Here is a 25,220-nt window from a genome sequence, read left to right on the forward strand (position 1 = left end):
TCAGGACGCGGTCGCCGCCAGGGCGAGCAGTACCAGGGCGCTGATCGCGGCGATCGTCCGGATGGAGTTGAAATGGTCCCAGCGGGCCCGCTGGGACTGCCAGTCGCTCGGCGGCGCCTCCGGCGTCCAGGTGGCCATCGCGTTGTTGATCGGGAGGTCACCCCGAACGGTGACGATGATGTTGACGAGGACGCCCACCGCGGCGACCGCGGCGAGGATCGCGCAGGCCCTGGAGCCGGCCACGGCGGCGGTCACCGCCAGAGCGACCGTCGAGAGCAGGCAGGCGATCTGCAACGGCTTCATGAACTTCGGGTAGCTGATATCGAACGCCTGTTTGACGAGGACGTAGGTGGTCGTAGGCAGGGAGTGCATCGCGGGGCGCACTGCGACCAGGCCGATGGTCATCGTGCCGGCGACGAGCCCGGTCAGTACGAGGGAGACTGCGGCAAGGGCCGAGACCATGGTTTTTCGGCTCTCCATCCATCAGACGCGGCTGGGTGCTTGCTTCATACCAACCAGGCCAGGCCGTCGCGGCCCACTGGCCACTTCGTGCCTGATCCGGCGAAAACCCCACGGCGCGACGGACAAGCCCACCATCGCCGGGTCTCAGGTGAGGGGCGGGAGGGGTTGGCTCGCGTCGAGCACGGCGCGGAAGGGGTCGCCGCGCCGAGCCAGACGGTCGAAGACCGTGCGGATCGTGACGCTGTCGGGGCGCAGCGCGGGGTCGTCGAGCTCGTCCCAGGCTCGCGTCTCGTCGAAGGTCGTCCCGGGTGCCACCGGCATCCAGATCTGGACGCCGCGTCGGCCGGTCAGCTTCGGGCACGCCCGCACACCCAGGTGCTCGAAGGCGCTGCGGTGCAGGCGGGCGAGCACCAGGCCCTGGAACTCGCCCGTACCCTCGTCCGTGCCGGCCTTCCCACGTTCTGGTGGTCCTTCGGGAGCCTGGTCCCGCACGGGTCGGCGCCCTCGCCCCCGCCTCGGCGTGGGCGGTCGCTGCCAAGGAGCGGACAATGCGGGACATCCTCGAGTCACTTCGGCGGCTGTGGGACGCCGGCGAGACCTTCGCGCTCGCCACGGTGATCCGCGTCCACGGCAGCGCGCCCCGCGAGCCCGGCGCGGCGATGGCGGTCACCGCGGGCGGCGAGGTGGTGGGCAGCGTGTCGGGCGGGTGCGTCGAGGCCGCCGTGTACGACGCGGGAGTTGAGGTGCTGACCACCGGACAGACGGTGTTGCGGTCCTTCGGCATCACCGACGACGACGCCTTCGCCGTCGGGCTGACCTGCGGCGGGACGCTCGACGTGCTGATCCGGCCAGTGGATCCGACCAACAGCGGGCCGCTCGGCGACATTCTCGCGTCGATCGCCGGCGGCGAGCCGGTGTCGGTGGCCACCGTGGTGTCCGGCGCCGCGTCGACGGGGGCGCAGCTGGCGGTCTGGGGCGACAGGGTCGCCGGCTCGCTCAGCCCGGACACCCTGGCCTACGCCGCCCAGGAGGCGACGGATCCGGACGCGGTGGACCTGGACGCGGCGGTGGTCAAGGACACGCGCGGTCAGCTCGACCAGGGCGGCGTGGCGCTGTGGCACTACGGGCCGCCCGGCAGGCGGCGGCGCCGCGAGCAGCCCGGCGAAGGGGCCGCGGACGGCGAAGGGGCCGCGGACTGCGAACGGGCCGACGAGGACGAACGGGCCGAGGATGTCGTCGAGACGGCCGACGGGGTGGAGGTTTTCGTCGAGTCGTTCGGTCCGCCGCCGCGCATGCTCGTGTTCGGCGCGGTCGACTTCGCGGCGGCCCTCAGCCGGATCGGGCGGGCCCTCGGCTACCGGGTGACGGTGTGCGACGCGCGACCGGTCTTCGCGACGGGGAGACGTTTCCCGGACGCCGACGAGGTCGTCCGCGACTGGCCGCACCGCTATCTGAGGTCAACCGCGGTCGACGACCGCACGGTGATCGTCGCGCTCACCCATGACCCGAAGTTCGACACGCCGCTGCTGGCCGCCGCCCTGCGCGGGCCGGCGGGGTATGTGGGCGCCATGGGGTCGCGGCGCGCCCATGCCGATCGGGTGCGCCGGCTGCGCGCCGCGGGGGTCACGACCGCGGAACTGTCGCGGCTGCGCTCCCCCATCGGCCTGGACCTTGGCGCGCGCACGCCCGAGGAGACCGCGGTCTCCATCGCCGCGGAGATCATCGGACTGCGCTCGGAAGGGCGGTGGCTGCCCCTGAGCGTCACCTCCGGTGAGATCCACCGCCCGGCTCCTGGACGGCCCGCGGCGGCGGGTGCCACCTCCGGCGCCGAGGCCGGCGGGGCCGTCAGGCGAGCGCGCATTGGTTGATATCAGCGATATCTACTACCTATACTCAGACTCCACGTGACCAAGGTCACGTAGGAGGCCGGACACCACACCCCGGAGACGACGCCGCGGCGGCTCGCGGTCGGCAGCGCCACCCCGCACCGCGCCCGGTGGACGTGGCGTCCCAGCCGCGCCCCGCGCGGACAACAGATCTGGGCACCGTCAGACGGAGGTAGGCCATGCGGATCCGCATCGAGGACGCGGAGTGTCAGGGGCATGCACTGTGCGCCATGAACGCGCCCGACCTGATCGACACGAGCGAGCAGGACGGTCACGCCGTCGCGCTCGTCTCCGAGGTCCCGCCCGAGCTCGTGCCCACGGCCCGGCTCGCGGAGCTCGGCTGCCCCGAGCGGGCGATCGTTCTCGAGGACTGACCGAATCGGCGGGTTGAGTCAGTAATACAAGTTCACTACTTTTTGGTCACGGACATCCACGCGGCGACCGTCACACCCGTGCGACCCGTACGGCGAGAGGACCCTCATGCCCGTCCAGGAAGCTCCGCTCGACCTGTTAGGCGAGGCCGGTCTGCTGATCGGCGACAAGATCGTGCACTCCGCCTCGGGCGGCATCCACCAGCACATCTACGCCGCCACCGGCAGCCCGACCGTCGAGGTGCCGGTCGCCGGACCCGCGGAGATCGACCAGGCGGTGACGAGCGCTCGGGCGGCGTTCGGCGCCTGGCGGGCGATGCCCGCGAGCGCGCGCCGCGACGCGCTGCTGCGCCTGGCCGGGCTGCTGCGCGAGCACGCCGAGGAGCTCGGCCGGCTCGCCGTCATCGACAACGGCGCACCCGCCTACATCCACCACTTCGCCCCGCACGCGGCCGCCGAGCTGTTCACCTACAACGCCGGCTGGATCGACAAGATCGGCGGCGAGGTCATCACCACCGACCAGGTGCCGTCGTTCGACTACACCCGGGACGAGCCGTTCGGCGTCGTCGGGGTGATCATCCCGTGGAACGGGCCCGTCCACGCGATCGGCATGACCTGCGCCCCCGCGCTCGCCGCCGGCAACTGCGTGATCGTCAAGCCGCCGGAGCTGACGCCGTTCTCCGCTCTGCGCATCGGCCAGCTCGCCCTCGAGGCCGGCCTGCCGCCGGGCGTGTTCCAGGTCGTACCGGGCGCGGCGGACGCGGGCGCGGCCCTGGTCGCCCACCCGGGCGTCGACAAGGTGCATTTCACCGGTAGTGGGGCGGTCGGCAAGGCGGTCCTGACCGGCGCCGCGGCGACACTCAAGCCCGTCGCCCTGGAGCTCGGCGGCAAGTCCGCCAACCTGATCTTCGATGACGCCGACCTCGTCACCGCCGCGAGCCAGTCGCTTGGCGCGATCGTGAACCTGTCCGGCCAGGGCTGCATCAACGGCACCAGGGTCCTCGTCCAGGCCTCGGTCTACGACCAGGTCGTCGAGATCATCCGGGCGGCCGTCGAGCAGATCCCGCTCGGCGACCCCGCCACCGCGCTCGCGCCGCCCACCATGGGCCCGGTGATCAACTCCGCCGCGTGCACCCGGATCATGGGCGTCATCGACCGGGCGAAGTCCCAGGGCGAGGGGCGCCTGCTCATCGGCGGGTCCCGCGGCGCCGACGACTTCGCCGGCGGCTACTACATCCAGCCGACGGTGTTCGTCGACGTCGACAACTCCAGCCGGCTCGCCCAGGAGGAGATCTTCGGGCCGGTCCTCTCGGTGATCAAGTTCATCGACGAGAAGGACGCGATCCGCATCGCCAACGACACCGAGTTCGGCCTCGCCGCCTACATCCAGACCAACGATGTTCGCCGGGCGCACCGGGTCAGCGCCGCGCTGGAAGCGGGCAACGTCTGGGTCAACGGCTTCGTCGGCATCCACGAGGCGATCCCCTTCGGCGGGGTGAAACAGAGCGGCATCGGCCGGCTCGGCGGCATCGCGGGCATCCGCGAGTTCTCCCGGTCCAAGAACGTCTGGATGGCGCTGTGACGCCGTCGCCCGTCGCATCGCTCTGAAGGGCCCGTCGCATCGCTCTGAGGGGAAGCACATGCCAACCACGCCGTTGGACGGTGTTCGCGTCGTCGACCTGAGCTGCGGTATCGCGGGGGCGTACGCCACGAAACTGCTGGCGGACGGCGGCGCCGAGGTGATCAAGGCCGAGGGGCCGGACGGCGACTGGCTGCGTGGTTGGCGCGCGGACGGCGCGCCCGTCGCAGAGGGTGACGACGGGGCGCTGTTCCAGTTCCTGGCGACGTCCAAGAGCAGCGTGCTCGTCGACCCCGCCGTCGGCGACGCCGGCCTGCTCGGGTCCCTGCTCGCCGGGGCCGACATCATCGTCACCGCTCGCAACGGGGTGCCGCGCGGGCTGGAGGCGCTGGACCCGCGCGCGCTGCGCGCCCGGTATCCGCACGCGATCGTCGTGAGCATCACCCCGTGGGGCCTGGACTCGCCGTGGTCCGAACGGCCGGCCACCGACGCGACGCTCCAGGCGCTGGGCGGTGCGCTGATGACCCGGGGAAGCTCGACCCGGCCGCCCGTGATCCAGGGCGGCGAGCTGATCCAGTGGACCTCGGGAATGATGGCCGCCACCGGCGCGCTGGCCTCCCGCTGGCGCTCGCTTGCCACCGGCACCGGCGACCTGGTGGACGTCTCCCAGCTCGAGGCGGCCATCCACACGATGACCATGTACACGGTGACCTGGGCGTCGATCGCCGGCTCGCCGATGCGGGCCAACCGCATGAGCAACCTGCCTGCGATCCACCGCACCAAGGACGGCTACGTCGGTTTCATGGTCGTCACCGGCCAGCAGTGGCTCGACTTCTGCGTGCTCGCCGGCCAGTCGGAATGGATGGAGGACGAGTCCCTCATCCGCTTCGACGTGCGCACCCGCCGCTCCGCCGAACTCACCGCCGCCATCGACGCCTGGGCCGCCGAGCACACCACCGACGAGATCCTCGAACTCGCCGACGCCTTACGCGTCCCCGCCTCGCCCGTGGGCCGCGGCGACACGGTCGCCGCCTTCGACCATCTCGTCGAACGGCACGGCTACCTGTCCAACCCGCGCGGCGGCTTCCTGCAGCCCGACGTCTCCTACACCCTGTCCGGCGGCGCGGCCCGCCGCCCGTTCACCCCCGCGCCCCGTCTCGGCGAGCAGACCGAGCACTACCAGGCCGAACCACCCCGAACCCCGGAGATCATCTCCACCCCCCGGGCGGCGGCCGCCGGCACCACCACGCCCAGCGCGGGCAGCGCGGGCGGCATGCCGAGTGCGGCACTGCCGTTCGAGGGCCTACGGGTTCTCGATCTGACCCAGAACTGGGCCGGGCCCGTCGCCGGCCATGTGCTCGCGATGTTCGGCGCCGACGTCATCCACGTCGAATCGGCCCAGCGCCCCGACGCGATGCGCTTCAACGCCGTCCGGCCGATGGGCGAGCCCGGCTGGTGGGAGATGGCGCCGCTGTTCATCGGCCCGAACTCCAACAAGCGTGACCTCACCCTCGACCTGGGCTCCGAACAGGGCCGCGAGCTGGCGAAACGCCTCATCGCGCACGTCGACGTCGTCATCGAGAACTACTCGCCCCGGGTCATGGAGGGCTGGGGCATGGGCTATGACGAGCTGCGGGCGATCAAGGAGGACATCATCGTCGTCCGCGCGCCCGCCTACGGTCTGACCGGCCCCTGGCGCGACCGCGGCGGCTACGCCCAGACCATGGAGATGACCTCCGGTATGGCCTGGATGACCGGCTGGGCCGATGCCGCCCCCGAGATCCCCAACGGCCCGATGGACCCGACCGCCGGCGGCCACGCCACCCTCGCGCTGCTGCTCGCCGTCGAGCACCACCGCCGCACCGGCCGCGGCATGCTCGTCGAAAGCCCGATGATCTTCGGGGCGCTGAACGTCACCGCCGAGCAGGTCATCGCCCACTCCGCCTACGGCACCCTGCTCTCCCGTGACGGCAACCGCACCCCGTACGCGGCCCCCCAGGGCGCCTACCGCACCGTCGATCCGCTGCCCGACGGCAGCCACGACCGCTGGCTGATGATCTCCGTCGCGAGCGACGAGCAGTGGCAGGCCCTGCGTCGCGTGCTCGGTGATCCCGACTGGGCCCGCGACCCGGCGCTGGACACCCGCGCCGGTCGCCGCGCCGCCCACGACAGCATCGACACCCATCTCGCCGCCTGGGCCGGTGACCAGGACGCCACCGACGCCGCCGAACGGCTCGCCGCCGCCGGCGTCCCCGCCGCCCCGATCCTGCGCCAGGACGAGCCACTGGACCTCGAGCCCCTGCGCGCCCGCGGCTTCTACGAGCCCGCCGAACGACCCGTCACCGGCAAGCACCTGCTCCAGGCCTACCCGGCACGCCTCGCCGACGGCCCCGAGACCCACAACCACACCTCCGCCCCGACGCTCGGCGAACACAACGTCGAGATCCTTCGCGATCTGGTCGGCCTCACCGACGAGGAGATCAAGGCCCTGGAGGCCGACAACGTCATCGGCACCGTCCCGGGCATCGGCGGCAGCGGCCGCGGCTTCCGGTAGGCCCCAGCGCTCTGCGCAACCTCAGCGCAGCCCGCAGCCCCCCGCGCGGCCCGCTCGCGTGGTGATCAGAAGTCCGTCGACGAGAACGAGGTGGATGCCATGGGTAGGGTCGAGGGCAAGGTCGCCTTCATCACCGGTGCCGCGCGAGGGCAGGGTCGCTCGCACGCGGTGACGCTCGCGAACGAGGGCGCCGACATCATCGCCGTGGACCTGCTCCAGCCCGACGCCTTCCCCTGGATGGCCTACCCGCAGGCGGAGTCGGCCCAGCTCGACGAGACGGTGGCCCTGGTCGAGAAGACCGGCCGCAGGATCGTGGCCCGGCAGGCCGACGTGCGCGACCGGGACAGCCTGCGTGCCGCCCTCGACGCCGGGCTCGCCGAGTTCGGCCACGTCGACATCGTCAGCGCCAACGCCGGGATCAGCCCGTTCGGCCCGGAGAGCTGGAAGATCTCCCCGCAGCAGTGGACGGACGTGCTCGCCGTCAACCTGACCGGAGTGTGGAACACGACCTCGGTGTGCCTGCCGCCGATGATCGAGGCGGGCCGGGGCGGCTCGATCATCCTGACCAGCTCGGGCGCCGGTACGAAGGGCGTGCCGAACCTCTCGGACTACTGCGCCTCGAAGTTCGGCGTCATCGGCCTGATGAAGAGCCTCGCGAACGAGGTCGGCCGCCACAACATCCGGGTCAACGCCCTGACCCCGGGCACCGTCGCCACCGACATGGTCCTCAACGAAGGCCTGTACCGACTGTTCCGCCCGGACCTGGAGAACCCGACGAAGGAGGACGCGGCCCAGATGTTCGCCACCATGATCAACGTGCTGCCCGAGTCCTGGGCCGAGCCGGTCGACATCTCCCACGCCCTGCTCTTCCTCGCCTCCGACGAGGCCCGCTTCGTCACCGGCCAGGTCCTGGGCATCGACCTCGGCTCGAACATCCGTTAGGTTCTCTCGACGCGGGCGGCCGCGGGCCACCGGCGTCGCGAGAACCTGAACCAGGGGCGTCGACGTCAGGGGGCGTCGAACACGGGGCCCTGGCTGGTCTCGTTGGCGGTGAGGATGGTCCGGCAGAACGAGTTCACTGTCAGGTGGTTGTCCAGCTCGACGGTGCGCCCGTCGGGCAGCGACACGGTGCCGGTGGTCGTCGACAGCAGGTAGCAGTACATCCGGACGCCGTTCGACATCTGCCAGAAGCTGTAGGCGCGGCCGTGCGCGGCGATCTCGACGTCGACGGCGGCGCCGTCCTGCTCCATCCCGAGCCGCCACCGCACGGGCAGGTGCTGCGAGGTGCGCGGGTCGTCCCATCGCTCGGTGACCTCGAAGTCGAGGCGGCCGACGCCGGGGGCGATGTTCACCTGCTTGTCGCCGTACTTGACGAAGCCGAGGCGCATGTCGTCCCGCGGCTGGAAGAAGTTGACCTTGACGTCGTCCTTGATGGTGTAGAGCCACCACATCCAGTGCGGCGCCGGCAGATTGCGGATCGGGTCGTTCGACTGGCCGGTGATGATGTGCTCGCGCACGCCGTAGCCGTTCGTCAGCTCAAGGTCGTGCTTCGACGTGCGGATCGTGCCGTTGACGTCGACGAACACGTCGTAGCCGGCGCGGTCGGCCTCGGCGGCTCCGGCGAAGGGGCCCCAGTTCCACAGGGGCGAGCCCTTCTGGTGGTAGCGCAGGTCGAAGGTGGCGTCGCCGGCGCTGCCCTCCAGCCGCCACTGCGGCGGCGCGGAGACGAAGCGCAGCCCGTCGAAGTCCCAGGTCACGGCGTCCTCGGTGGTGGTGACGCCGAACTGGTCACCGCGCAGCCGCTGCCCCTGGGTCCAGCCGACCCGGGAGAAGTCGTTGTCGCTCATCGTGCCGCGCTGCGACCTCGGCACCGCGATGAGCTGGATCTCGCGCTCGGCCGACGCGCCCGGGCCCCACAGGCCCCGCCCGTTGCCGAACAGCGCGTAGCCGGCGGACCACAGCAGCACGTCGTACTCACCGGCCTCGGCGACGACGCCCAGCGCCGTCTCCTCCCACAGGTCGGTCTCACTCGACGGCTTGGCCAGGGACTCGAAGTGGGTGCCCTCATCCTCGAGGGTCACGTCGGTGTCCGAATGCTGGATCTTGGTGTACTTGGCTGCGAACTCGTCTGTCACCAGGGGTCCTCTCCAGCCCGAGTGGGCCGTCGTCAGGGGATGGCCGGTCCGGCCGGCGGGCCGGACGGTCGCAGGGGCTCGCCGGTGGAGCAGACCGGGAGCAGCACGCTGTCCACGAAGGCGGTGATCCGGGCACGATCGGGACGCGTGCCGCGGACCAGGAGCTCGTGCAGAAAGAAGGAGCGGGCCAGGTCGGCGAAGGACTCGACGTCGAGACCGGGCCGGACCTCGCCGCGCTCCGCCGCCGCCCGCAGCAGCTCGGCGCAGTAGGCGGCCTCGTGCTGACGGACGAGCTCGCGGGCGAGCCGGCCGGCGTCCCCGTCGATCCGCGAGGCGACCACGAGGCCGACCACCAGGTTCACCGAGGTCCAGTGGGACCGCGCCCGCAGGTCGAGGTTGCCGATCAGGTCGCCGCGCAGGGAGCCGGTACGCACGGGCTCCAGCTGCGCCGCGGTCTCCCGCTCGATCGCCCGGCGGAAGGCCGCCGCCATGAGCTCGTCCTTGTTCGCCCAGCGGCGGTAGGCCGTCTTCGTGCTGGCGGCGGCCCGCTCGCAGACGGCGCCGACGGTCAGCCGGTCGTAGCCCACTTCCGTCAGCACGACGAGCGCCGCGTCCAGCAGGGCGTCCTCCCGGTCCTGGCTCATCGGCCGACCGGCGCCCGCCGACCGACGCGCACCGGCTCGGGGGTCCGTCCCGTCCATCCGCCGTCCCGTCCCGTCTGTCAAAGAAAGGAAACAGGGTCGTTTCCTTTTTAAGATAGCACGTGCGGCGACGGCCCCACCGGTGACGGCGGGGCCGTCGCCCCTGCTCAGGCTGGCCGGCGGCGCTCGCGAGGGCCGCCGGCCCGGCGGCGCCGGCAGCTCCTCAGGCGGCCAGCAGCGCGTCGATCTGGCCGAGCGCCTCCGACATGCCCTCGGCGACCCCCATGTCGAGCACCTGCTTCATCGCCGCCTCGTCGCCGAACGTGGTCACGATCCGCATCACGGTCGCGGCGCCGCCGGCGGCCTCGTCCGCGTCGAGAGTGACCCGCACGATCGTCGTCGGCAGGTCCGGGTTCGGCTTGCCCTCGTCGTCGGCGAAGCCGTCCTCGAACTCCAGCCCGCTCGGCGCGCCCACCGACCGCACCCGCCACCAGCCGTGGAAGCGCTGGCCGTCCGGCGCGGTCATGTAGTAAGTGACCGTCCCGCCCGGGGTCAGCTCGTACTCGACGACCGTCGCGGGATGGCTCGGCGGGCCCCACCAGCGCTCCAGCTGGCGCGGATCCGACCAGACCTGCCACACCCGCGGCGGCGCCGCCTCGAACCTGGACGTCACCGTCAGGGTCAGGGCCGCCAGATCCTTCTGGACGTCGATCACGCTCATGCGCGCGTACCTCTCCTTCTCTCGGTGTTTCCGGCTCTCGGCGTTTCCGGCTGTTCCCCGTCCCGTCCGCGCGGGACGTCATGCCCCGCCGGGGTCCAGGTCCAGGTCAAGGCCAGGTTCGGGTTCGGGTTCGGGTTCGGCGAGGAGGGCCCCGATCCGCTCGACCCGGCCCCGCCAGACGTCGGCCAGCTGGTCGAGCAGGCGATGCGCCTCCCGCAGGGCATCCGCGTTGCCGCGCACCCGCTGCTCCCGACCGCTGCGACGCTTGATCACCAGACCGGCGCGCTCCAGCACGGCCACGTGCTTCTGCACCGCCGCGAAGCTCACCGGGAACCGGCGGGCGAGCTCGGAGACCGAGTACTCCGCCGTCAGGGTCATCGCCACGATCTCCCGGCGCGTCGCGTCGGACAGCGCCGCGAAGATGCGGTCGGCGCGGTCCCCGGACTCCCGATCTACAACCATCGGGTTGTATGTTAGCCCACCCTCGGACCGATGACCAGGGCCTGCGCAGGACGACCGTGAACCACGCCCCGATCGCGGACCGTGACCTGATCGCCGACCGGGGCCTGATCGCCGACAATGGCGGGATGCGGATCGACAGCGTGAGCGCGCATGTCCTGGGCGTCGCGCGCACTCCGTCCGCCCGCGGCGCGACCCTCTCCGCGAGCCGGTGATGGCGCCCGGGCCCGAGCTGGTCGACCTGTCCGTGCCGATCATGGATGGGATGCCCGTGTACCCCGGTGATCCCGAGATCACCGTCACGCCGGCGTTGCGGGTCGCCGCCGATGGTGTGAACGTGGCGCGGCTGCACCTGGGCTCCCAGTCCGGCACCCACGTCGACGCGCCCTGGCATGTCGACGATCGGCTGCCCCGCCTCGACGAGCTGCCGCTGGAACGTTTCATTGGACCGGCACGGCTCGTCGACGCCCGCGGCCTGCCTCCGCGAACGCCGATCGGGCCCACCTCGCTGCCGGCGGGGCTACGGCCCGGCGACGTCGTGCTCATCGTGACCGGCTGGTCGACCCGGTGGGGACGACCCTCCTACCTCGACCACCCCTACCTGGCGGTGGACACCGCGCAGGCGCTCGTCGACGCCGGCGTGCGGACGGTGGGAATCGACGCGGCCAGCGTGGATCGCACCGCTGGCTCAGACGGCTCAGACGGCACGGACGGCACGGACGGCACGGACGGCACGGACGGCACGGACGGCCTCGCGGCGCACCGGGTGCTGTGCGGCGCCGGCGCGGTGATCGTCGAGAACCTCACCAGCCTCGACCGGCTGGTGCTCGCCCACGGTCAGCGCCGGTCGATCGAGGTCTTCCTGTTCCCGCTGCCCCTCGCCGGCGCTGACGGCGCTCCCGTCCGAGCCGTCGCCCGCCTGGGACCCACGCCATCCGACCCGTCGATCACTGATCAGGGTTCGCGACCGCGGAGCTCACCGCGCATCACTGATCAGAGTCCGCGTTCCGCGGAACGCACCGCGCATCACTGATCAGGGTGCGCGTTCCGCGGAACGCACCGCGCCTCCGAAGTGGGCGCCCCGAGCCTGGCCGGCGCGGCGGCGGGATCAGCTGCCGACGGCGTGGCGGCGCAGCAGCGGATCGTCGAGTTCCTCGGGGGCGGCGGGGTCCGCCACGGGGGCGGGCGCCGGCTCGACGGACGGCGGCGCGGTCAGGCCGCCGTGCGTGCCCGGCGGGTTGATCTGGACCCGGCCAGGCCTGGAGGTCGTCGGACGCGCGGCCGGGCGGGCCGCGGAGCGCGACGGTGTGCGCGCGGCGGTCGCCTCGACCTCGTCCGCGTCGGCCGCGTACTGCGTGCCGAGACCGTGCTCCGCGCCGAGTGCGTGGCCGGGCACGAGCCCGCGGTCGCCCTCGAACACCTGGTCCGCGTGGCCCGCGTCGAAGGCCTGATCCGAGTCGGGCGCGTGGTCGGAGCCGATCGCTCCCTGGTTCGGCAGCACCGTGGCGTGGCCGCCGCTGTCGGCGTGACCCGCGGCGACGCCGTACGCCCCCTCGAGGTCCGGCGCGGCCCGGTAGCCAGCGGGAAGTTCGCTGGTCCTGGGTGCCTCGGACATCAGGGCGCCGAGGTCGATGGTCTCGGCCTGGGCGTGGGCGAGCTCCTCGGGGGTGAGCGCGTCCAGCCCGTCACGCTCGTGGTAGGCGAAGGAGGACCCCACCGGCCGCCGGCGGCCGCGGGCGGCCCGCTCGGCCTCGATGCGGCGCTCGATCGCGGCCCGCGTCACCTCCAGGCGCCGCTCGATCTGCGCCGCCCGGCGCAGGTGCACGAGGTACGCGGTGATCCCCAGGTCCGTCAGCAGCTGCACGGCGATCCACAGGCCACCGAACACCGCGGCGAGGATCACCGTCAGGGGGAACAGCGCGCCGAGAACGGTCAGTCGCTGCCGGCGCACCCGCATCAGGGTCGCCCGCTCCGCGCTGACCCGCCGGCTCGGGCCGCTCGTTGCAGCGGCAGGCCGGCGCGGCTCGGAACGGGCGTCGGGGCGCGTGTCGGAACGGGACTCCGCGCGGGTGTCGGCCCGCGGCTCCGGGGCGGATCGGGCGCCGAGCGGGCGCGGTGTACGTGGCCCCGTGGAGGCGGGCGGCGTACCGGTGGCCGCCGGCCGGACAGGCGTCGCCCGCTCGGCGAAGGGCCCGCCGGTGGAGCCGGGCTCGACGTGCGGCAGCTCGCCGCCCGGCAGCTCGACGTCCGGCAGCTCGACGTCCGGCAGCTCGACGTGCGACGGCTCGACGTGCGACATGGCCGTTCCTCCCACCCCACCAACGTCCGCGGCGGCCGCGGCCTCGTCGTCCAGCGGTGGGCGGCGGGAAAGCACCCGCATCGCCACCGTGAACCGCTCCGTGGAACGCTGCTCGGACAACGTGTCGTGCCGGCGCAGCCACATGGGGATCAGCACGAAGCCCCACACCGCGACAATCGCGACCCAGATCAGCGCGCTCACCGTGGCATCACCGCCCGGCGGCGGTCGAGGCCCCGGCGGCGAAGCGGCGACCCGAACGCCGTGCCCGCGTCAGGCACGGCGGGCCCGGCAGGGGCGGCGGCGCTGACCATGAGGAGCCTCTTCTCGACACCAGCGGATTGCGATTTCGACGTTGACGCTAGTGAGCGAAATCCACGTGGTCACCGACCCGAACCCGGCGTGTCGCATCCGCAATGCGGTGTTGCCTCATCGTCCCCTCGTCGTCCAAGTGGCCATCACCCCCCGGGAAGGTCACGACAGAACATACGGAAACACTCACGAAAAGCACCAGGCTCCAGCCAGACGCTGCGAATGGGCTCGGCGGTGAGTACGGGAACAACGGTGGGTGACGAACCACGGTCACCGTCCGGATGACGACACCCCGGCGACACCGGGAGTGGAACTCGTCACCCCACCCTCGAGGCCACCGGAGTGCGGGCCCCCGGGTGGTGGCGCGCCGGGGTGGGAACCGGCCCGGAAGCGGCGGCGCCCGCACGGGAGCGACAGCGGGTCAGGAGCGGCGCAGCGGGCTCTGCCGCCACCGGCGCAGCAGTCCCTCGGGAACGTCCTCGGTCGTCAGCGCGAATGCGATGTGGTCCCGGTAGTGGCCGTCGATGGCGAGATAGCGCCGGTGCAGGCCTTCCTCGCGGAAGCCCAGCTTGGCGAGGACGCGCTGGCTGGCGACGTTCTCCGGGCGCACATTCGCCTCGACGCGATGCAGCCCGACGGGGCCGAAACAGTGATCCACGACAAGGGCGAGAGCGGTCGGCGTGATGCCCCGGCCGGCATACTCGCGGTCCACCCAGTAACCGACCTGTGCGCTGTTGAAGGCGCCGCGGGCAATCGTCGAGACCGTGACCTGGCCGACGAGGCGGCCGTCGAGGGCGACGGCGAACGGCAGCGCGATGCCCAGGCGTGCCTGCTGGCGCAGCCGGTGCCACATCTGCCGGTAGACGGCGAGCGTCTGCCGCTGCGCCCAGGTCTCGCGTACCATGACCAGCCCCGGCGGTGTCGCCTCCCACGGCGCCAGCCAGTCGGCGTTGCGCAGCCGGATGTCCACCCAGGCCGACGCGTCCCGCAGCCGCAGCGGGCGCGCCTCGACGGACCCCTCGGACAGGACGGCCGGCCATCCCGGCGCCCGCGCCATTCCCGCCCCCTAGCCCGGCGCCCCGGCGGCGCCGAGCCCGCCACCACGGGCCTGGCCACCATGGGCCTGGCCGCCGCGGGCGCGGTCGCCGACGGCCGGGTCGCCGATGGCCCGGTCGCCGCGGGCACGGCCGCCGACGACAGGCTCGCCGTGGGCGTCGTCGTCGATGTCGCTCAGCTGGCTGATCGCGTGGACGAGCACGGGGGTCAGCACGGCCAGGCCGTCGCGGACGCCGCCGGTGGAGCCCGGCAGGTTCACCACCAGGGTGGCGCCCACGGTGCCGGCGAGGCCGCGGGAGAGCATCGCGGCGGGCACGGTGTCGCGGCCGGCGGCCCGCAGCGCCTCGGCGAGGCCCGGGACGGGGCGCTCGATGACGGTGTCGGTGGCCTCCGGCGTCACGTCGCGCGAGCCGAGGCCGGTCCCACCGGTGGTCACGACCAGCGCGCACCCGTCAGCCACCGCCTCGCGCAGCGCGCCGGTGATCCGGTCCCGCTCGTCCGGCACGATCGTCGCCGGGCCCACCGCGAAGCCGAGCTCCGCGAGCCCGCTGACCAGCAGGGGGCCGGAGCGGTCCGGGTAGATCCCGGCGTGCGCCCGGTCGGAGACGGTGACGACCCGGGCCCGCGTCCCGGGCGGCAGCGTGGCCCGCCGTCCGCTCACGGGCCTGGCTCCCGTGGCGGGCCGGCCTGCCAGTCCCCGCGGCGGCCGCCGGTCTTGGCGAGTACCCGCACGCCGGTCAGCTCGGCGCCGGGGTCGACCGCCTTGACCATGTCGTGCAGGGTCAGCCCGGCCACGGTGACGGCGGTCAGCGCCTCCATCTCGACGCCGGTGCGGTCGGTGGTGCGCACGGTGGCGGTGATGGCCACGCCGTCGTCGCGGACCGTGAGCTCCACGGTCACGCCGGAGATCGCGATCGGGTGGCACAGCGGCACCAGGTCGGGCGTGCGCTTGGCCGCCATGATGCCGGCGATCCGGGCGGTGCCCAGAGCGTCCCCCTTGGGTACCCCCGACCCGCGCAGCAGGTCGACCACATCCGGGGTCACCAACAGCAGCCCGGTCGCGACGGCGGTGCGGGCGGTGGCCTCCTTGGCCGACACGTCGACCATCCGGGCCTCGCCGCGTTCGTCGACGTGGGTGAGGTGCGACCGGCTCATCGGGTGGGGAGCCCCGCGGGCGGGCCCGTCGCGTCCGCGTGCGCATCCGCCCAGCCCACTCCGGAGAGGATGGACCCTGGAACATCGCCGAGCAACAACGCCGCCACCCGCGAGCCGGCCGGCGCCTCCGTCACGTCCTCGGGGATGACGACCAGCGCCTGCGCGGCCGCGAGCGAGGTGAGCTGGTGGGAGCCCTGGCCGCCGGCCGGGCGGGCGAGCGTGTCCGGGGCCGGGCGGCCGTCGGCGCCCAGACCGTCGAGCGTGACGCGCACGAAGCCGCGCTTGCCGGCCGGGGAGCGCAGCGGCTCGGCGAGGGTCACCTCGACGCGCGGCAGGCCGGTGGCCGGCAGGCCGCGCATCCGCTGCAGGGCGGGGCGGACGAACAGGTCGAACGACACCAGCGCACTGACCGGGTTGCCGGGCAGCGTGAACACCGGGACGCCCTCGACGAGGCCGAAGCCCTGTGGCCGGCCCGGCCGCATCGCGACCTGGTCGAAGCGGATGCTGCCCGCCCCGGTGAGCACCTCCTTGACGACGTCGTAGGCGCCCACGCTCACCCCACCGGTGGTCACCACCGCGTCGACCTGCGACAGGATGCCGTAGAAGGACTTGGCGAAGGCGTCGGGCTCGTCGGGCACCCCGGTCAGCCGCTGGACCTGCGCGCCGGACTCGCGGGCGGCGGCGGCGATGCCGTGGCTGTTCGAGTCGACGATCTGGCCGTCGCGCAGCGGGGAGCCGACCTCGACGAGCTCGGTGCCCGTCGAGAGCACCGCGATCCGCGGCCGGGGGTGCACCGGCGGGCGGGCCACGTTGACGGCGGCGAGCAGGCCGATCTGCGCCGACCCGATGATCGTCCCGGCGGCCAGGACCAGCGCGCCGGGGGTGACGTCCTCCCCCGCGCGGCGGATGTGCTGGCCGCGGCGCGGGACGTCGCGCACGGCGACGGACTCCCCCCCGCCGTCGGTCCACTCCAGCTGGACGACGGTGTCCGCGCCTCGGGGCAGCGGCGCGCCGGTCATGATCCGGGCGGCCGTGCCGGCGGGCAGCGGTGCCGGGGTGCCGGGACCGGCGGGGATGTCGGCAGCGACCGGCAGCGTGACGGGCTCCTGCTCGGTGGCCCCGGCCACGTCGGCGGCCCGCACCGCATAGCCGTCCATCGCCGCGTTGTCGAAGCTGGGCAGGGCCACGGTCGCCCGCACGTCGGCGGCGAGCACGCAGCCGTGCGCCTCGTGCAGGGCGGCGCGGCGGGCACGGGTCGGCGTCACCGCCGCGAGGATCCGTTCCAGGTGGTCGTCCACCGTCGTCATCGGCGCCCATCCCCGTTCCCGAGCCTGCGACGGCGACCCGCCGTGGCCGCGTCGTCCGCCGTCGCCCCGGCTGCGGCCATCGGAACCCGGGCATGTCCCCGACGGCGCCGGCCACGGGGTCCGGAGGCCCCCGGCGCGGGTCACGGCCGGCGCCGGCGCGATGCGCCGATCCGCACGCCGGCCGTATCCGGGAGCGATCCCGACCCTGTGGGGGCCGTCACGGTGAATCGAATGCAACCAGGCTTGTCAGGTGCATGACAAGGGGTGGACGCCTGCCAATCAGGACAGCTCGCCCTTGGGCCCGCCGGCGGCCACGTACTCCTCGATCCACGGATAAAGCTCGGGCCCGAGGTCAGCGCGCTCGCAGGCCAGCCGGATGACGGCCTTCAGATAGTCCACCCGGTCACCGGTGTCGTAGCGGCGGCCGGTGAACACGACGCCGTGCACCGGCAGCGCGCCGGGTTCCGCTGCCGCGCGCAGGGCCAGCGTCCGCAGCGCGTCGGTGATCTGGATCTCGCCGCCCCGGCCGGGCTCGGTCTGGCGCAGCACCTCGAAGATCTCCGGGGCGAGCACGTACCGACCGATGATCGCCAGGTTGCTGGGCGCCTCCTCGACGGGCGGCTTCTCGACGAGGTCACGCACGCGGACGATGCCGTAACGGTCGTCCGGACCGCTGGGCACCGACTCCACCGTGGCCACGCCGTACATGGAGACCTGCGCGCGCGGCACCTCCATCAGGGCGATCACGCTCCCGCCGAAGCGGGACTGCACGCTGAGCATCTCGGCGAGCAGCGGGTCGCGCTCGTCGATGAGGTCGTCGCCGAGCAGGACCGCGAACGGCTCGTCGCCCACGTGCGCGGCGGCGCACAGCACCGCGTGGCCAAGGCCACGCGGCGACGACTGCCGGACCGAGTGCACCTCGGCGAGCTCGGCCGACGCGCGCACCCGCCGCAGCCTGGCCTCGTCACCCTTGCGCTCGAGGGCGGCCTCGATCTCCCCTTCACGATCGAAATGGTCCTCGACCGCTTTTTTCGCCCGGCTCGTGACAAGAAGGACGTCCCTCAGGCCGACGCGCGAGGCCTCCTCGACGACGTATTCGATGGCCGGTCTGTCGACGACCGGCAGCATCTCCTTGGGTACCGCCTTCGTCGCCGGCAGGAAGCGCGTGCCCAGACCCGCGGCCGGAATTACCGCCTTCGTCACTGGCATGGGCAAACCTTAGCGGGGTCCCTCGCGCGGGGCAGCGCCGCGGCGGCGTTCACGGGCAACGCACAGCTCACATCGACCGGGCTACCGCCGGGCCGGCCGCACGGGGCCGCCGTGACCTGCGCGGGGGCATGCTGTGACCCTTGGTGGTCACCCTTCGCGCCACCCCCTCCTTGGTGCCAGTTCCGATGCATCATCCGAGGTCAGAGACCTGGGCCGCGCCGCACGCGCGGTGCCGACCCGCGGGAGGCCGTGCACGTGCAGGGACGACAGGAACCGCCCGACGAACTCCCCCCGGAGCTTCGGGCTCGGGCCCGCCCGCCCCTGGGCACGGACAAGGCCCGGCTGCGCGCCCGGCTCCTGGCCCAGCGCCGCGCCTGCCAGGCGGTGGCGAATCCGACCTGGCCCCGCTCGGCGCCCGGCTCGCTCGCCACCCGGATCCTGTCGATCCCCGAGATCACCGACGCGCGCTGCGTGGCGGCGTACGTGGGGCTGCCCGGGGAACCCGACCTCGGCGACCTGCTGGCCCGGCTGCTCGCCCGCGGCACCCGGGTACTGCTGCCCGTCCTGCGCGCCGATCTGGATCTGGACTTCCGCGAGCACGTCGGAACACTCGTCCCCGGCGCCCTGGGCACCCGCGAGCCACCGCCGGCGGCGGCGCCGGGCGACATCGGCGAGGCGCAGGCTCTGATCATTCCGGCGCTCGCCGTGGACCGGGCGGGCCGGCGGCTCGGCCGGGGCGGCGGCTCCTACGACCGGGCGCTCGTCCGGGCGGCGACGGGGGCCGCGGTGATCGCCGTCGTGTACGACCAGGAGCTGCTCGAACGGGTACCGGCGGAGCCCCACGACCGCAGCGTCACCATCGTCGTCACGCCGAGTCGTACCCTACGGTGCGAACCATCTGACGGAACCCGGGAACATCCGGGGCCGCCCACGAGCTAAAGTTGGCAGTCGCCACTTCCGAGTGCCAACTCCGGAGGAGTACGTGCCTACCTACCAGTACCGCTGCACCGACTGCGGTCGTGACCTCGAGGTCGTGCAGAGCTTCAGCGACGCGTCACTGACGGAGTGCCCGACCTGCGCCGGGCGGCTCCGCAAAGTGTTCGGTTCGGTGGGCGTGGTGTTCAAGGGCAGCGGCTTCTACAAGAACGACAGCCGCTCCAGCTCCTCGGGCGGGTCCACGCAGCAGCGCCCGAAGGACACCACCATCGACGCCATGAGCTCCAGCGCCTCCTCGTCCGGCGACTCGTCCTCGTCGACCACGGCGGACGCGTCGTCGGCCTCGGGGGCGGGCAGCGGCGCGGCCGCGTCCTCCTCCACGGCGAGCACGGCCTCCAGCACCGCGGCGGCCTGACCCTCCAGACACCGCCCGCACAGCACGGCACCGCCGCACCAGGAGCACCTGTCAGCCACATCACACCGTCGAAGGCGTCCAGGCGTAAGCGCCCGGGCGCCTTCGTCGTGTGCGGGGACCGATCCGCCACGGTCGGGCCCGCGGGCGGCCGAGTCCGACCGGACGGGCTGAGCGGACGGGGGCCGAGCGGACGGGGGCCGGCGGACGAGCCGGACGGGCCGGCGGATGCCGGCATACGAGTGACCCGGCCCGGGCGCGGCACACACGCCGCGCCGGGTCCGGACGGGAGCGATCCCTCCGTTTCACCCCGGATCGCCACAATGCGCGGACAGGCACGTTCCCACCGGTTGGCGGATATTTTCCGGTCACTCCGGAACGGCGAACGCGACGGGCCGCGCGGCGACCTCGAGGACCCGATCCGGACGGGATCGGATGACTGTCGGATGGACCGGGATCGGGCATGCCGCGCGCGTCGCGGCCGCCCACCCACGTCCTACTGTTTGCGCCGCCGATAGTGCTCCACGATCCAGGCGTCCACCTCACGCTTGCGCCAAACCCGGGTGCCTTTGGCACCACTACCCGTCGGCGCGTTGATGACCTGCAAGGGCGCCGGAAACCGGGAGTCCTTGCGTGTCCAGTAGTCCACCGCCTGGCGCGTGATCTTGAGTTGGAACGCGATGTCCCCGATGCCGACCAACTGCTCACCGTCGTCCACGCGGAACATCGTAACCACTTTGCTCTTCCCCAAGAACCTCGCTAGGGTCTAATTTGCTCGACAGCAAATGACTTCGAGGAGGAAACCATGCCCCCCATCGATGGGGACCACCATCAGGGCCGGCCGCGCCGGTCCGATGAGGTCGGCGCTCTGTTAGACCGCGACGAGGACTACGACCAGGATCCGGTCGGGGATCCGCCCATCACGGTCAGCCGGTACCGGGCGGCCATCCGCGCGATGCTGGCGGCGCAGGTGCCGGACCCCGGGTTCGTCGCCACCGCCTGGTCCCAGCGCGAGACGGAGGCCTTCCTGGCGGGCAGCCGGGCCACCCTGCGGCTCGTCGTCGAGATGGTCGGCCACGCCCTTACCACGCCACCGCCCACGCGCGGCGTAGATTGACCGCCGGCGGGTGGCTGACCCGCCGGCTCCGCCGCCGCCCGCGCGCCTTCTGGGCGCGTCGGCACTCCCGTCACATCGGTAACCGATTACCAGCGAACGCGGCCCGGCGGCGGGATCCCGAGTGGGATCGTGACCGCGGAACAAGCCACGCCACACGAGGGGGAGACGATGAGCGTCACCGAGCCACACGACGACGACCCGTTCGACGACGATCGCGAGATCGGATGGGGCGACGAGGCATTGTCCGAGGATGAGGATCCGGACATCGACCGGCTCCTCGCGGATCTTCCGCCGCACCACGTCGAGCGCTGAGCCCCCGCGTCCAGCCGGGCGCGCTCGCACCCCGGAAGTGGAAAGCCACACTCCGCCCTTTCCGGGCCAATGATCCGGCCGATCGCCGGCCCGCCTCCCCATATGACCGGCCATCCGGGCCGGATTCCGCGATGGAATCCGGCCCGGCCGGCCATCGGCATCGGTGGTCGCCCGACGCGAAATGCCCGGTCAGCGGCGATGAGCGTCGGCGAGCAGGTGGGCGAAGGCGGCGGGAGCTTCCAGATGCGCGGCATGCCCGCAGTCCGGCAGGACGCGCACGGTCAGGCCGAATCGCTCGTGCAGCAGCCGCGCGGCCCGGTGGCGTACCGGCGGTGACGTCGCGCCGACGGTGACGACCACGGGGCCGCGCCGCGCGGGCAGGGGCAGCGGTTCGAACTCCAAAAACATCGACAGGTCGCGATCGACCGCCGCCGGGTCGGGCGGTGCCTCCGCCGGGGTCCACGCCGGGCCGTAGAGCGCACGACCGAAGGCCTCCACCCCGCCCTCGGCGTACGCGGCGGCCACCGGCGCGAGCAGTCCCGGTAGCAGGGAGCCGACGGCCGGTTCGTGCAGGACCGCGCCGGCCAGCGGCGCGCCCGCGGCGAGCAGCGCCAGCCCCAGCGTCGCGCCGCCGCTGACGCCGCCGTAGACCGCCCCGTCGACGAGCGGCCACAACGCGGCCACCTCGGCCGACAGCCGGCCGCTGGACGGCCGGTCAGGCGCCTGGACGCGCCGCTCGCCGAGTTCCCGGCGCACCCGCCGCCACACCGCGCCGGTCGTCGCCGTTCCGTGCACCAGGACGACCGGCGGCAACGCCACCCCGGTCATGCCCGTGTCCGCCGACCTGACCAGCGCCATCACGGCTCCCATCCCGACCCGCGGAGATCGCCGTTAACGCGACCGCAATCGCCGTCGGGTGAACGTAACAATGAACGCATTGATTGGAAGCGAACGAATCCCTTAACGTCCCAATCATGTACCCGATCCTGTATACAGGTCAGTATGCAGCACGGACCGAAGGACTGTCACGGTCCCCGCCAGCCGCGGCACGGTCGAGGGGGGTGCCGCGGCACACGGCGCGATGCCGGATGCTCGGCGGTATGACACCGTCGCCGACCTCGCGGTCCACCAACGGGAACCTGCGTGACCAGGCCTACGTCGCATTGCGCCGCCAGCTGATGTCCGGGGAGTTCTCCTTCCGCGACCGTCTCGCCGAGGAACGCCTGGCCGCGCTGCTCGGCGTCTCCCGCACCCCGATCCGAGAGGCCCTGACCAGGCTCGCCAGCGACGGCCTGGTGGAGAAGCGGCCCGACGGCGGCTACTACCCGGCCGAGCCCGACCTCGTCGGCCTGCGGGACCTCTACGAGATCCGCGTCACCCTGGAACTGCGCGGCCTGCAGCGTGCGGTGGAGACCGGCACGACCCACGACCCCGGTCTGCTGGAGCCGCTGCGCGACGCCTGGCGGGAGCTGCGCGCCGACCCGCCCGCGCCGGATCCCGACTTCGTCGCCCTGGACGAGCGGTTCCACATCACGCTGAGCCGGGCGTCCGGCAACGTGGAGCTCGCCACCATGCTCGACACCGTCAACGCCCGCATCCGCCCCGTCCGGATGCACGACTTCGTCACCGCCGACCGGGTGAGCCTCACGATCGACCAGCACCTCGACATCGTCGAGAAGGTCCTCGCCGGCGACCTGGAAGCCAGCGTCCTCGCGCTGCGCGGCCACGTCGGCGAGTCCATGGACGTGGTCGAGAAGCGGGCGGCCCGGGCGATCACCCAGATGGTGCTCCACCGCAGCCGCGCCGCGGGCAACCGGGCCTAGTGCCGTTGCCGTACCAGGCGCCCCGACGGCCCACCGCCAGCACGCCCGACCAGCGTCGGACCGCCCGAGAGGACCCCGTCCCATGACCACCACCCCACCCGCGACGGACGCCCCGCCGACGGCCGACGCACCGTCTCCCGCGACCGGAGCATCGCCTGCCTCGGCCGAGGAGCGACCCGCCGTCAGCGCGGGTCCCGCCCTGGCGGAGCCGGACCGCCTCGCCACCGCCGGGCGGCGCCGGATCGGGCCGGTCGCCGCCGAGCCCTACGCCTGGCCCTACGACGGGTCGTTCAGCCCGGCGACCACGGCGGTCATCAACATCGACTGGCAGGTCGACTTCTGCGGCCCCGGCGGCTACGTGGACGCCATGGGCTACGACCTCTCGCTGACCCGTGCCGGGCTCGCGCCGACGGCCGCACTGCTGGACCTGCTGCGCCCGCTGGGCTTCCTCATCGTGCACACCCGTGAGGGCCACCGACCGGACCTGTCCGACTGCCCGCCGAACAAGCTGTGGCGCTCGAAGCGGATCGGCGCCGGTATCGGGGACCGGGGCCCGCGCGGGCGGATCCTGACCCGCGGCGAGGACGGCTGGGAGATCGTGCCCGAGGTCTCGCCGCTGCCCGGCGAGATCGTGATCGACAAGCCGGGCAAGGGCTCCTTCTACGCGACCGACCTGGACCTGGTGCTGCGCCGCCACGGCATCACCCACATCATCCTGACCGGAATCACCACCGACGTCTGCGTGCACACCACGATGCGCGACGCCAACGACCGTGGGTACGAGTGCCTGCTGCTGTCCGACTGCACCGGGGCGACCGACCCGGCCAACCACGCGGCGGCCCTGCACATGGTGACCATGCAGGGCGGGGTGTTCGGCGCGGTCGCGACCTCCACCGCCGTGCGCACGGCGGTCGGCGCCGCCGTGGCCGCCGGCTGAGCGGCCCGGCCGGCCGATGCCGATCGACGTCCCCGACCCCGCCCCCGACCTGCGGGCGCCCGACCTGCAGGCCGCCGTGCTGCGGTCGCGGTACCGCGCCGGGACGCTGCGGGTGACCGAGGTGATCGCCGAGGTCTACGACCGGATCGAGTCCCGCGGCGACGACGGCGTGTGGATCTCACTCGTGCCACGGGCCGCCGCGCTCGCCCTGGCGGCCGCCCTGGATGCGCGGCGGGCGGCCGGCGCCGAGCTGCCCGCCCTGTTCGGACTGCCGTTCGCGGTGAAGGACAACATCGACGTCGCGGGGCTGCCGACGACCGCCGGCTGCCCGGGCTTCGCCGCCGGCGCCGTCTGCGTCGGCAAGACGAACCTCGACCAGTTCGCGACCGGCCTGACCGGGGCCCGCTCCCCCTACGGCACCCCGGTCTCGCCGTTCGACCCGACCATGATCGCCGGTGGCTCCAGCTCGGGCTCCGGCGTCGCCGTCGCGGTCGGCCTGGTCAGCTTCGCGATCGGTACCGACACCGCCGGGTCGGGCCGGGTGCCGGCGGCGCTGAGCAACGTCGTCGGGGTGAAGCCCTCGCGCGGGCTGGTCAGCACCCGCGGGTTGGTGCCCGCCTGCCGGTCGCTGGACTGCCTGAGCGTGTTCGCGCTCAACGTGGCGGACGCCCGCCTGGTGCTGTCCGTCATGAGCGGCCACGATCCGGCCGACCCGTGGTCCAGGCCGATGCCGCCCGTGGGTCCGACCCCGGTCGCGGCCACGGCGCCGGCCCCAGCTCCGGTCCCGACCTCTCCGGTCCCGACCTCGGCTCCGATCCCGGCCCCGGTTCGGGTTCCGCGCGCTCGGGCGGCGGGCGGTGTCCGGGTCGGGGTGGCCAGGTCGACGGATCTGACCTTCTTCGGGGACGAGGGGGCCCGGGCGGTCCACGAGCACGGGATCCGACTGCTGCAGACGGGCGGTGGCGAGCTGGTCCCGGTGGACCTCGGGCCGTTCCTGGCCGCCGGCGAACTGCTGTACGACGGCCCGTGGCTTGCCGAGCGGTTCGCCTCGGTCGGCGAGTTCGTCCTCGCCCATCCGGACCGGACGCATCCGGTCGTCCGGTCGGTGCTCGCACCAGGCGCGGCGGTCACCGGCGCCGACGCCTTCCGCGGGCTGACCCGGCTGCGCGCGCTGCGAGGCCAGGCTGACGAGGTCTGGCGGCACATCGACGTGCTGGCGCTGCCCACGGTGCCCACGACCTACCCGCTCGCCGCGGTGCACGCCGATCCGGTCGGCCTCAACAGCCGGCTCGGCCGGTACACGACGTTCGTGAACCTGCTCGACCTGGCCGCGATCGCCGTTCCCGTCGGCTTCGCCGGCGCGCTGCCGCACGGGCTGACCCTCATCGCCCCCGCGGGCCGGGACGCGTTTCTCGCCGACCTCGCCGCCGACCTGCACCACCGCGCCGAGCTGCCGGTCGGGGCGACCTACCACCGGCTGGCCCGGCCGGAGCCCCCGCACGTCGCCGCCCCGCCCGGGTCCCGCACACCACCCTCCCCC

28 protein-coding genes and 1 pseudogene are annotated in these 25,220 nt (G+C 73.1%); 14 read left to right on the forward strand and 15 right to left on the reverse strand.

Going from position 1 to position 25,220, the window contains the following annotated elements; genetic code table 11:
• Both C1A33_RS22120 and C1A33_RS22125 read right to left on the reverse strand, forming a co-directional pair.
• The gene (locus tag C1A33_RS22120) at positions 1 to 462 is read right to left on the reverse strand and encodes an anthrone oxygenase family protein (RefSeq protein WP_101833291.1); all 462 of its coding nucleotides are present in this window, start codon (positions 460 to 462) and stop codon (positions 1 to 3) included.
• Between the two features lie 144 nt (positions 463 to 606).
• Positions 607 to 954 carry a hypothetical protein gene (locus C1A33_RS22125; protein ID WP_207770438.1) on the reverse strand — a complete coding sequence of 116 codons (348 nt, stop codon included), beginning with the start codon at positions 952 to 954 and terminating at the stop codon, positions 607 to 609.
• A 56-nt stretch (positions 955 to 1,010) separates the two neighbouring features.
• On the opposite strand from C1A33_RS22125, the gene C1A33_RS22130 reads away from it, so the two are divergent.
• From C1A33_RS22130 to C1A33_RS22150, 5 genes are all read left to right on the forward strand, one after another.
• Positions 1,011 to 2,330, forward strand: coding sequence for an XdhC family protein (locus tag C1A33_RS22130; RefSeq protein WP_101833292.1), 1,320 nt, complete (start codon positions 1,011 to 1,013; stop codon positions 2,328 to 2,330).
• A 197-nt stretch (positions 2,331 to 2,527) separates the two neighbouring features.
• Positions 2,528 to 2,722, forward strand: a complete 195-nt coding sequence (locus C1A33_RS22135; RefSeq protein ID WP_101833293.1) for a ferredoxin — start codon at positions 2,528 to 2,530, stop codon at positions 2,720 to 2,722.
• Between the two features lie 106 nt (positions 2,723 to 2,828).
• The gene (locus C1A33_RS22140; RefSeq protein WP_101833294.1) at positions 2,829 to 4,301 is read left to right on the forward strand and encodes an aldehyde dehydrogenase family protein; all 1,473 of its coding nucleotides are present in this window, start codon (positions 2,829 to 2,831) and stop codon (positions 4,299 to 4,301) included.
• Positions 4,302 to 4,359: 58 nt separating this feature from the next.
• Positions 4,360 to 6,852: a CaiB/BaiF CoA transferase family protein gene (locus C1A33_RS22145; RefSeq protein ID WP_101833295.1), complete on the forward strand. Its 2,493-nt coding sequence runs from the start codon at positions 4,360 to 4,362 to the stop codon at positions 6,850 to 6,852.
• Positions 6,853 to 6,951: 99 nt separating this feature from the next.
• Positions 6,952 to 7,794, forward strand: coding sequence for a mycofactocin-coupled SDR family oxidoreductase (locus C1A33_RS22150; protein ID WP_101833296.1), 843 nt, complete (start codon positions 6,952 to 6,954; stop codon positions 7,792 to 7,794).
• A 65-nt stretch (positions 7,795 to 7,859) separates the two neighbouring features.
• On the opposite strand, the gene C1A33_RS22155 is transcribed toward C1A33_RS22150, so the two are convergent.
• The 4 genes from C1A33_RS22155 to C1A33_RS22170 form a co-directional block, all read right to left on the reverse strand.
• Complete coding sequence (locus tag C1A33_RS22155) at positions 7,860 to 8,987, reverse strand: hypothetical protein (RefSeq protein ID WP_101833297.1); 1,128 nt, start codon at positions 8,985 to 8,987, stop codon at positions 7,860 to 7,862.
• A 32-nt stretch (positions 8,988 to 9,019) separates the two neighbouring features.
• The gene (locus tag C1A33_RS22160; protein ID WP_101833298.1) at positions 9,020 to 9,631 is read right to left on the reverse strand and encodes a TetR/AcrR family transcriptional regulator; all 612 of its coding nucleotides are present in this window, start codon (positions 9,629 to 9,631) and stop codon (positions 9,020 to 9,022) included.
• A gap of 220 nt (positions 9,632 to 9,851) precedes the next feature.
• Positions 9,852 to 10,349, reverse strand: coding sequence for an SRPBCC family protein (locus C1A33_RS22165; RefSeq protein WP_101833299.1), 498 nt, complete (start codon positions 10,347 to 10,349; stop codon positions 9,852 to 9,854).
• Positions 10,350 to 10,427: 78 nt separating this feature from the next.
• Entirely contained in the window at positions 10,428 to 10,811 is a 384-nt protein-coding gene (locus C1A33_RS22170) for an ArsR/SmtB family transcription factor (protein WP_101833300.1), read from the reverse strand.
• Between the two features lie 56 nt (positions 10,812 to 10,867).
• Here C1A33_RS22170 and C1A33_RS35150 point away from each other — a divergent pair, with 56 nt between their 5' ends.
• On the forward strand, positions 10,868 to 11,023 hold the full coding sequence (locus C1A33_RS35150; RefSeq protein ID WP_165818533.1) for a hypothetical protein: 156 nt from the start codon (positions 10,868 to 10,870) through the stop codon (positions 11,021 to 11,023).
• Positions 11,023 to 11,841, forward strand: a complete 819-nt coding sequence (locus tag C1A33_RS22175) for a cyclase family protein (protein ID WP_101833301.1) — start codon at positions 11,023 to 11,025, stop codon at positions 11,839 to 11,841. The genes C1A33_RS35150 and C1A33_RS22175 overlap by 1 nt, the downstream gene beginning before the upstream one ends.
• A gap of 75 nt (positions 11,842 to 11,916) precedes the next feature.
• Here C1A33_RS22175 and C1A33_RS22180 read toward each other — a convergent pair whose 3' ends face one another.
• From C1A33_RS22180 to galU, 6 genes are all read right to left on the reverse strand, one after another.
• A complete protein-coding gene (locus tag C1A33_RS22180) occupies positions 11,917 to 13,308 on the reverse strand; it encodes a gephyrin-like molybdotransferase receptor GlpR (protein WP_101833302.1) in 1,392 nt (463 codons plus the stop codon).
• 529 nt (positions 13,309 to 13,837) lie between these two features.
• Positions 13,838 to 14,473: a GNAT family N-acetyltransferase gene (locus tag C1A33_RS22185; RefSeq protein ID WP_101833303.1), complete on the reverse strand. Its 636-nt coding sequence runs from the start codon at positions 14,471 to 14,473 to the stop codon at positions 13,838 to 13,840.
• 9 nt (positions 14,474 to 14,482) lie between these two features.
• On the reverse strand, positions 14,483 to 15,133 hold the full coding sequence (locus tag C1A33_RS22190) for a MogA/MoaB family molybdenum cofactor biosynthesis protein (RefSeq protein WP_101833304.1): 651 nt from the start codon (positions 15,131 to 15,133) through the stop codon (positions 14,483 to 14,485).
• Complete coding sequence (gene moaC, locus C1A33_RS22195; RefSeq protein ID WP_101833305.1) at positions 15,130 to 15,627, reverse strand: cyclic pyranopterin monophosphate synthase MoaC; 498 nt, start codon at positions 15,625 to 15,627, stop codon at positions 15,130 to 15,132. The genes C1A33_RS22190 and moaC overlap by 4 nt, the downstream gene beginning before the upstream one ends.
• On the reverse strand, positions 15,624 to 16,934 hold the full coding sequence (glp, locus tag C1A33_RS22200) for a molybdotransferase-like divisome protein Glp (protein ID WP_101833306.1): 1,311 nt from the start codon (positions 16,932 to 16,934) through the stop codon (positions 15,624 to 15,626). The genes moaC and glp overlap by 4 nt, the downstream gene beginning before the upstream one ends.
• A gap of 279 nt (positions 16,935 to 17,213) precedes the next feature.
• Positions 17,214 to 18,143, reverse strand: coding sequence for a UTP--glucose-1-phosphate uridylyltransferase GalU (galU, locus tag C1A33_RS22205; protein ID WP_101833307.1), 930 nt, complete (start codon positions 18,141 to 18,143; stop codon positions 17,214 to 17,216).
• A 255-nt stretch (positions 18,144 to 18,398) separates the two neighbouring features.
• Here galU and C1A33_RS22210 point away from each other — a divergent pair, with 255 nt between their 5' ends.
• Both C1A33_RS22210 and C1A33_RS37550 read left to right on the forward strand, forming a co-directional pair.
• Positions 18,399 to 19,082: a 5-formyltetrahydrofolate cyclo-ligase gene (locus C1A33_RS22210; RefSeq protein ID WP_165818534.1), complete on the forward strand. Its 684-nt coding sequence runs from the start codon at positions 18,399 to 18,401 to the stop codon at positions 19,080 to 19,082.
• Positions 19,083 to 19,125: 43 nt separating this feature from the next.
• Positions 19,126 to 19,266 (forward strand): annotated as a pseudogene (locus tag C1A33_RS37550) (FmdB family zinc ribbon protein); the annotation flags it as partial.
• Positions 19,267 to 19,280: 14 nt separating this feature from the next.
• On the opposite strand, the gene C1A33_RS36960 reads toward C1A33_RS37550, so the two are convergent.
• Both C1A33_RS36960 and C1A33_RS22220 read right to left on the reverse strand, forming a co-directional pair.
• On the reverse strand, positions 19,281 to 19,553 hold the full coding sequence (locus C1A33_RS36960) for a hypothetical protein (RefSeq protein ID WP_243407822.1): 273 nt from the start codon (positions 19,551 to 19,553) through the stop codon (positions 19,281 to 19,283).
• A gap of 434 nt (positions 19,554 to 19,987) precedes the next feature.
• Positions 19,988 to 20,218: a hypothetical protein gene (locus C1A33_RS22220; protein ID WP_173402713.1), complete on the reverse strand. Its 231-nt coding sequence runs from the start codon at positions 20,216 to 20,218 to the stop codon at positions 19,988 to 19,990.
• A gap of 78 nt (positions 20,219 to 20,296) precedes the next feature.
• On the opposite strand from C1A33_RS22220, the gene C1A33_RS22225 reads away from it, so the two are divergent.
• Entirely contained in the window at positions 20,297 to 20,608 is a 312-nt protein-coding gene (locus tag C1A33_RS22225; RefSeq protein ID WP_101833309.1) for a hypothetical protein, read from the forward strand.
• 168 nt (positions 20,609 to 20,776) lie between these two features.
• The gene (locus C1A33_RS35155) at positions 20,777 to 20,920 is read left to right on the forward strand and encodes a hypothetical protein (protein ID WP_165818535.1); all 144 of its coding nucleotides are present in this window, start codon (positions 20,777 to 20,779) and stop codon (positions 20,918 to 20,920) included.
• A 189-nt stretch (positions 20,921 to 21,109) separates the two neighbouring features.
• Here C1A33_RS35155 and C1A33_RS22230 read toward each other — a convergent pair whose 3' ends face one another.
• Positions 21,110 to 21,778, reverse strand: a complete 669-nt coding sequence (locus C1A33_RS22230; RefSeq protein WP_243407819.1) for an alpha/beta fold hydrolase — start codon at positions 21,776 to 21,778, stop codon at positions 21,110 to 21,112.
• A gap of 242 nt (positions 21,779 to 22,020) precedes the next feature.
• On the opposite strand from C1A33_RS22230, the gene C1A33_RS22235 reads away from it, so the two are divergent.
• From C1A33_RS22235 to C1A33_RS22245, 3 genes are all read left to right on the forward strand, one after another.
• Positions 22,021 to 22,743: a GntR family transcriptional regulator gene (locus C1A33_RS22235; RefSeq protein WP_101833317.1), complete on the forward strand. Its 723-nt coding sequence runs from the start codon at positions 22,021 to 22,023 to the stop codon at positions 22,741 to 22,743.
• A gap of 82 nt (positions 22,744 to 22,825) precedes the next feature.
• A complete protein-coding gene (gene biuH, locus C1A33_RS22240; protein WP_243407820.1) occupies positions 22,826 to 23,680 on the forward strand; it encodes a biuret amidohydrolase in 855 nt (284 codons plus the stop codon).
• Positions 23,681 to 23,696: 16 nt separating this feature from the next.
• The coding region (locus C1A33_RS22245; RefSeq protein WP_115537998.1) for an allophanate hydrolase at positions 23,697 to 25,220 on the forward strand (1,524 nt) is incomplete at its 3' end.

It is taken from the genome of Frankia canadensis (genome assembly GCF_900197875.1).
In the GTDB taxonomy this organism is placed as follows: Bacteria; Actinomycetota; Actinomycetes; order Frankiales; family Frankiaceae; genus Frankia; species Frankia canadensis.

Coding starts and splice junctions, on each gene's coding strand:
- C1A33_RS22170 (WP_101833300.1), bottom strand. CDS start 10,811: ATGGTTGTAGATCGGGAGTCCGGGGACCGCGCCGACCGCATCTTCGCG.
- C1A33_RS22185 (WP_101833303.1), bottom strand. CDS start 14,473: ATGGCGCGGGCGCCGGGATGGCCGGCCGTCCTGTCCGAGGGGTCCGTC.
- C1A33_RS22145 (WP_101833295.1), top strand. CDS start 4,360: ATGCCAACCACGCCGTTGGACGGTGTTCGCGTCGTCGACCTGAGCTGC.
- C1A33_RS35155 (WP_165818535.1), top strand. CDS start 20,777: ATGAGCGTCACCGAGCCACACGACGACGACCCGTTCGACGACGATCGC.
- C1A33_RS22160 (WP_101833298.1), bottom strand. CDS start 9,631: ATGAGCCAGGACCGGGAGGACGCCCTGCTGGACGCGGCGCTCGTCGTG.
- galU (WP_101833307.1), bottom strand. CDS start 18,143: ATGCCAGTGACGAAGGCGGTAATTCCGGCCGCGGGTCTGGGCACGCGC.
- C1A33_RS22120 (WP_101833291.1), bottom strand. CDS start 462: ATGGTCTCGGCCCTTGCCGCAGTCTCCCTCGTACTGACCGGGCTCGTC.
- C1A33_RS22230 (WP_243407819.1), bottom strand. CDS start 21,778: ATGGCGCTGGTCAGGTCGGCGGACACGGGCATGACCGGGGTGGCGTTG.
- biuH (WP_243407820.1), top strand. CDS start 22,826: ATGACCACCACCCCACCCGCGACGGACGCCCCGCCGACGGCCGACGCA.
- C1A33_RS22165 (WP_101833299.1), bottom strand. CDS start 10,349: ATGAGCGTGATCGACGTCCAGAAGGATCTGGCGGCCCTGACCCTGACG.
- C1A33_RS22235 (WP_101833317.1), top strand. CDS start 22,021: ATGACACCGTCGCCGACCTCGCGGTCCACCAACGGGAACCTGCGTGAC.
- C1A33_RS22220 (WP_173402713.1), bottom strand. CDS start 20,218: ATGTTCCGCGTGGACGACGGTGAGCAGTTGGTCGGCATCGGGGACATC.
- C1A33_RS22150 (WP_101833296.1), top strand. CDS start 6,952: ATGGGTAGGGTCGAGGGCAAGGTCGCCTTCATCACCGGTGCCGCGCGA.
- moaC (WP_101833305.1), bottom strand. CDS start 15,627: ATGAGCCGGTCGCACCTCACCCACGTCGACGAACGCGGCGAGGCCCGG.
- glp (WP_101833306.1), bottom strand. CDS start 16,934: ATGACGACGGTGGACGACCACCTGGAACGGATCCTCGCGGCGGTGACG.
- C1A33_RS22225 (WP_101833309.1), top strand. CDS start 20,297: ATGCCCCCCATCGATGGGGACCACCATCAGGGCCGGCCGCGCCGGTCC.
- C1A33_RS22130 (WP_101833292.1), top strand. CDS start 1,011: ATGCGGGACATCCTCGAGTCACTTCGGCGGCTGTGGGACGCCGGCGAG.
- C1A33_RS22135 (WP_101833293.1), top strand. CDS start 2,528: ATGCGGATCCGCATCGAGGACGCGGAGTGTCAGGGGCATGCACTGTGC.
- C1A33_RS22175 (WP_101833301.1), top strand. CDS start 11,023: ATGGCGCCCGGGCCCGAGCTGGTCGACCTGTCCGTGCCGATCATGGAT.
- C1A33_RS22140 (WP_101833294.1), top strand. CDS start 2,829: ATGCCCGTCCAGGAAGCTCCGCTCGACCTGTTAGGCGAGGCCGGTCTG.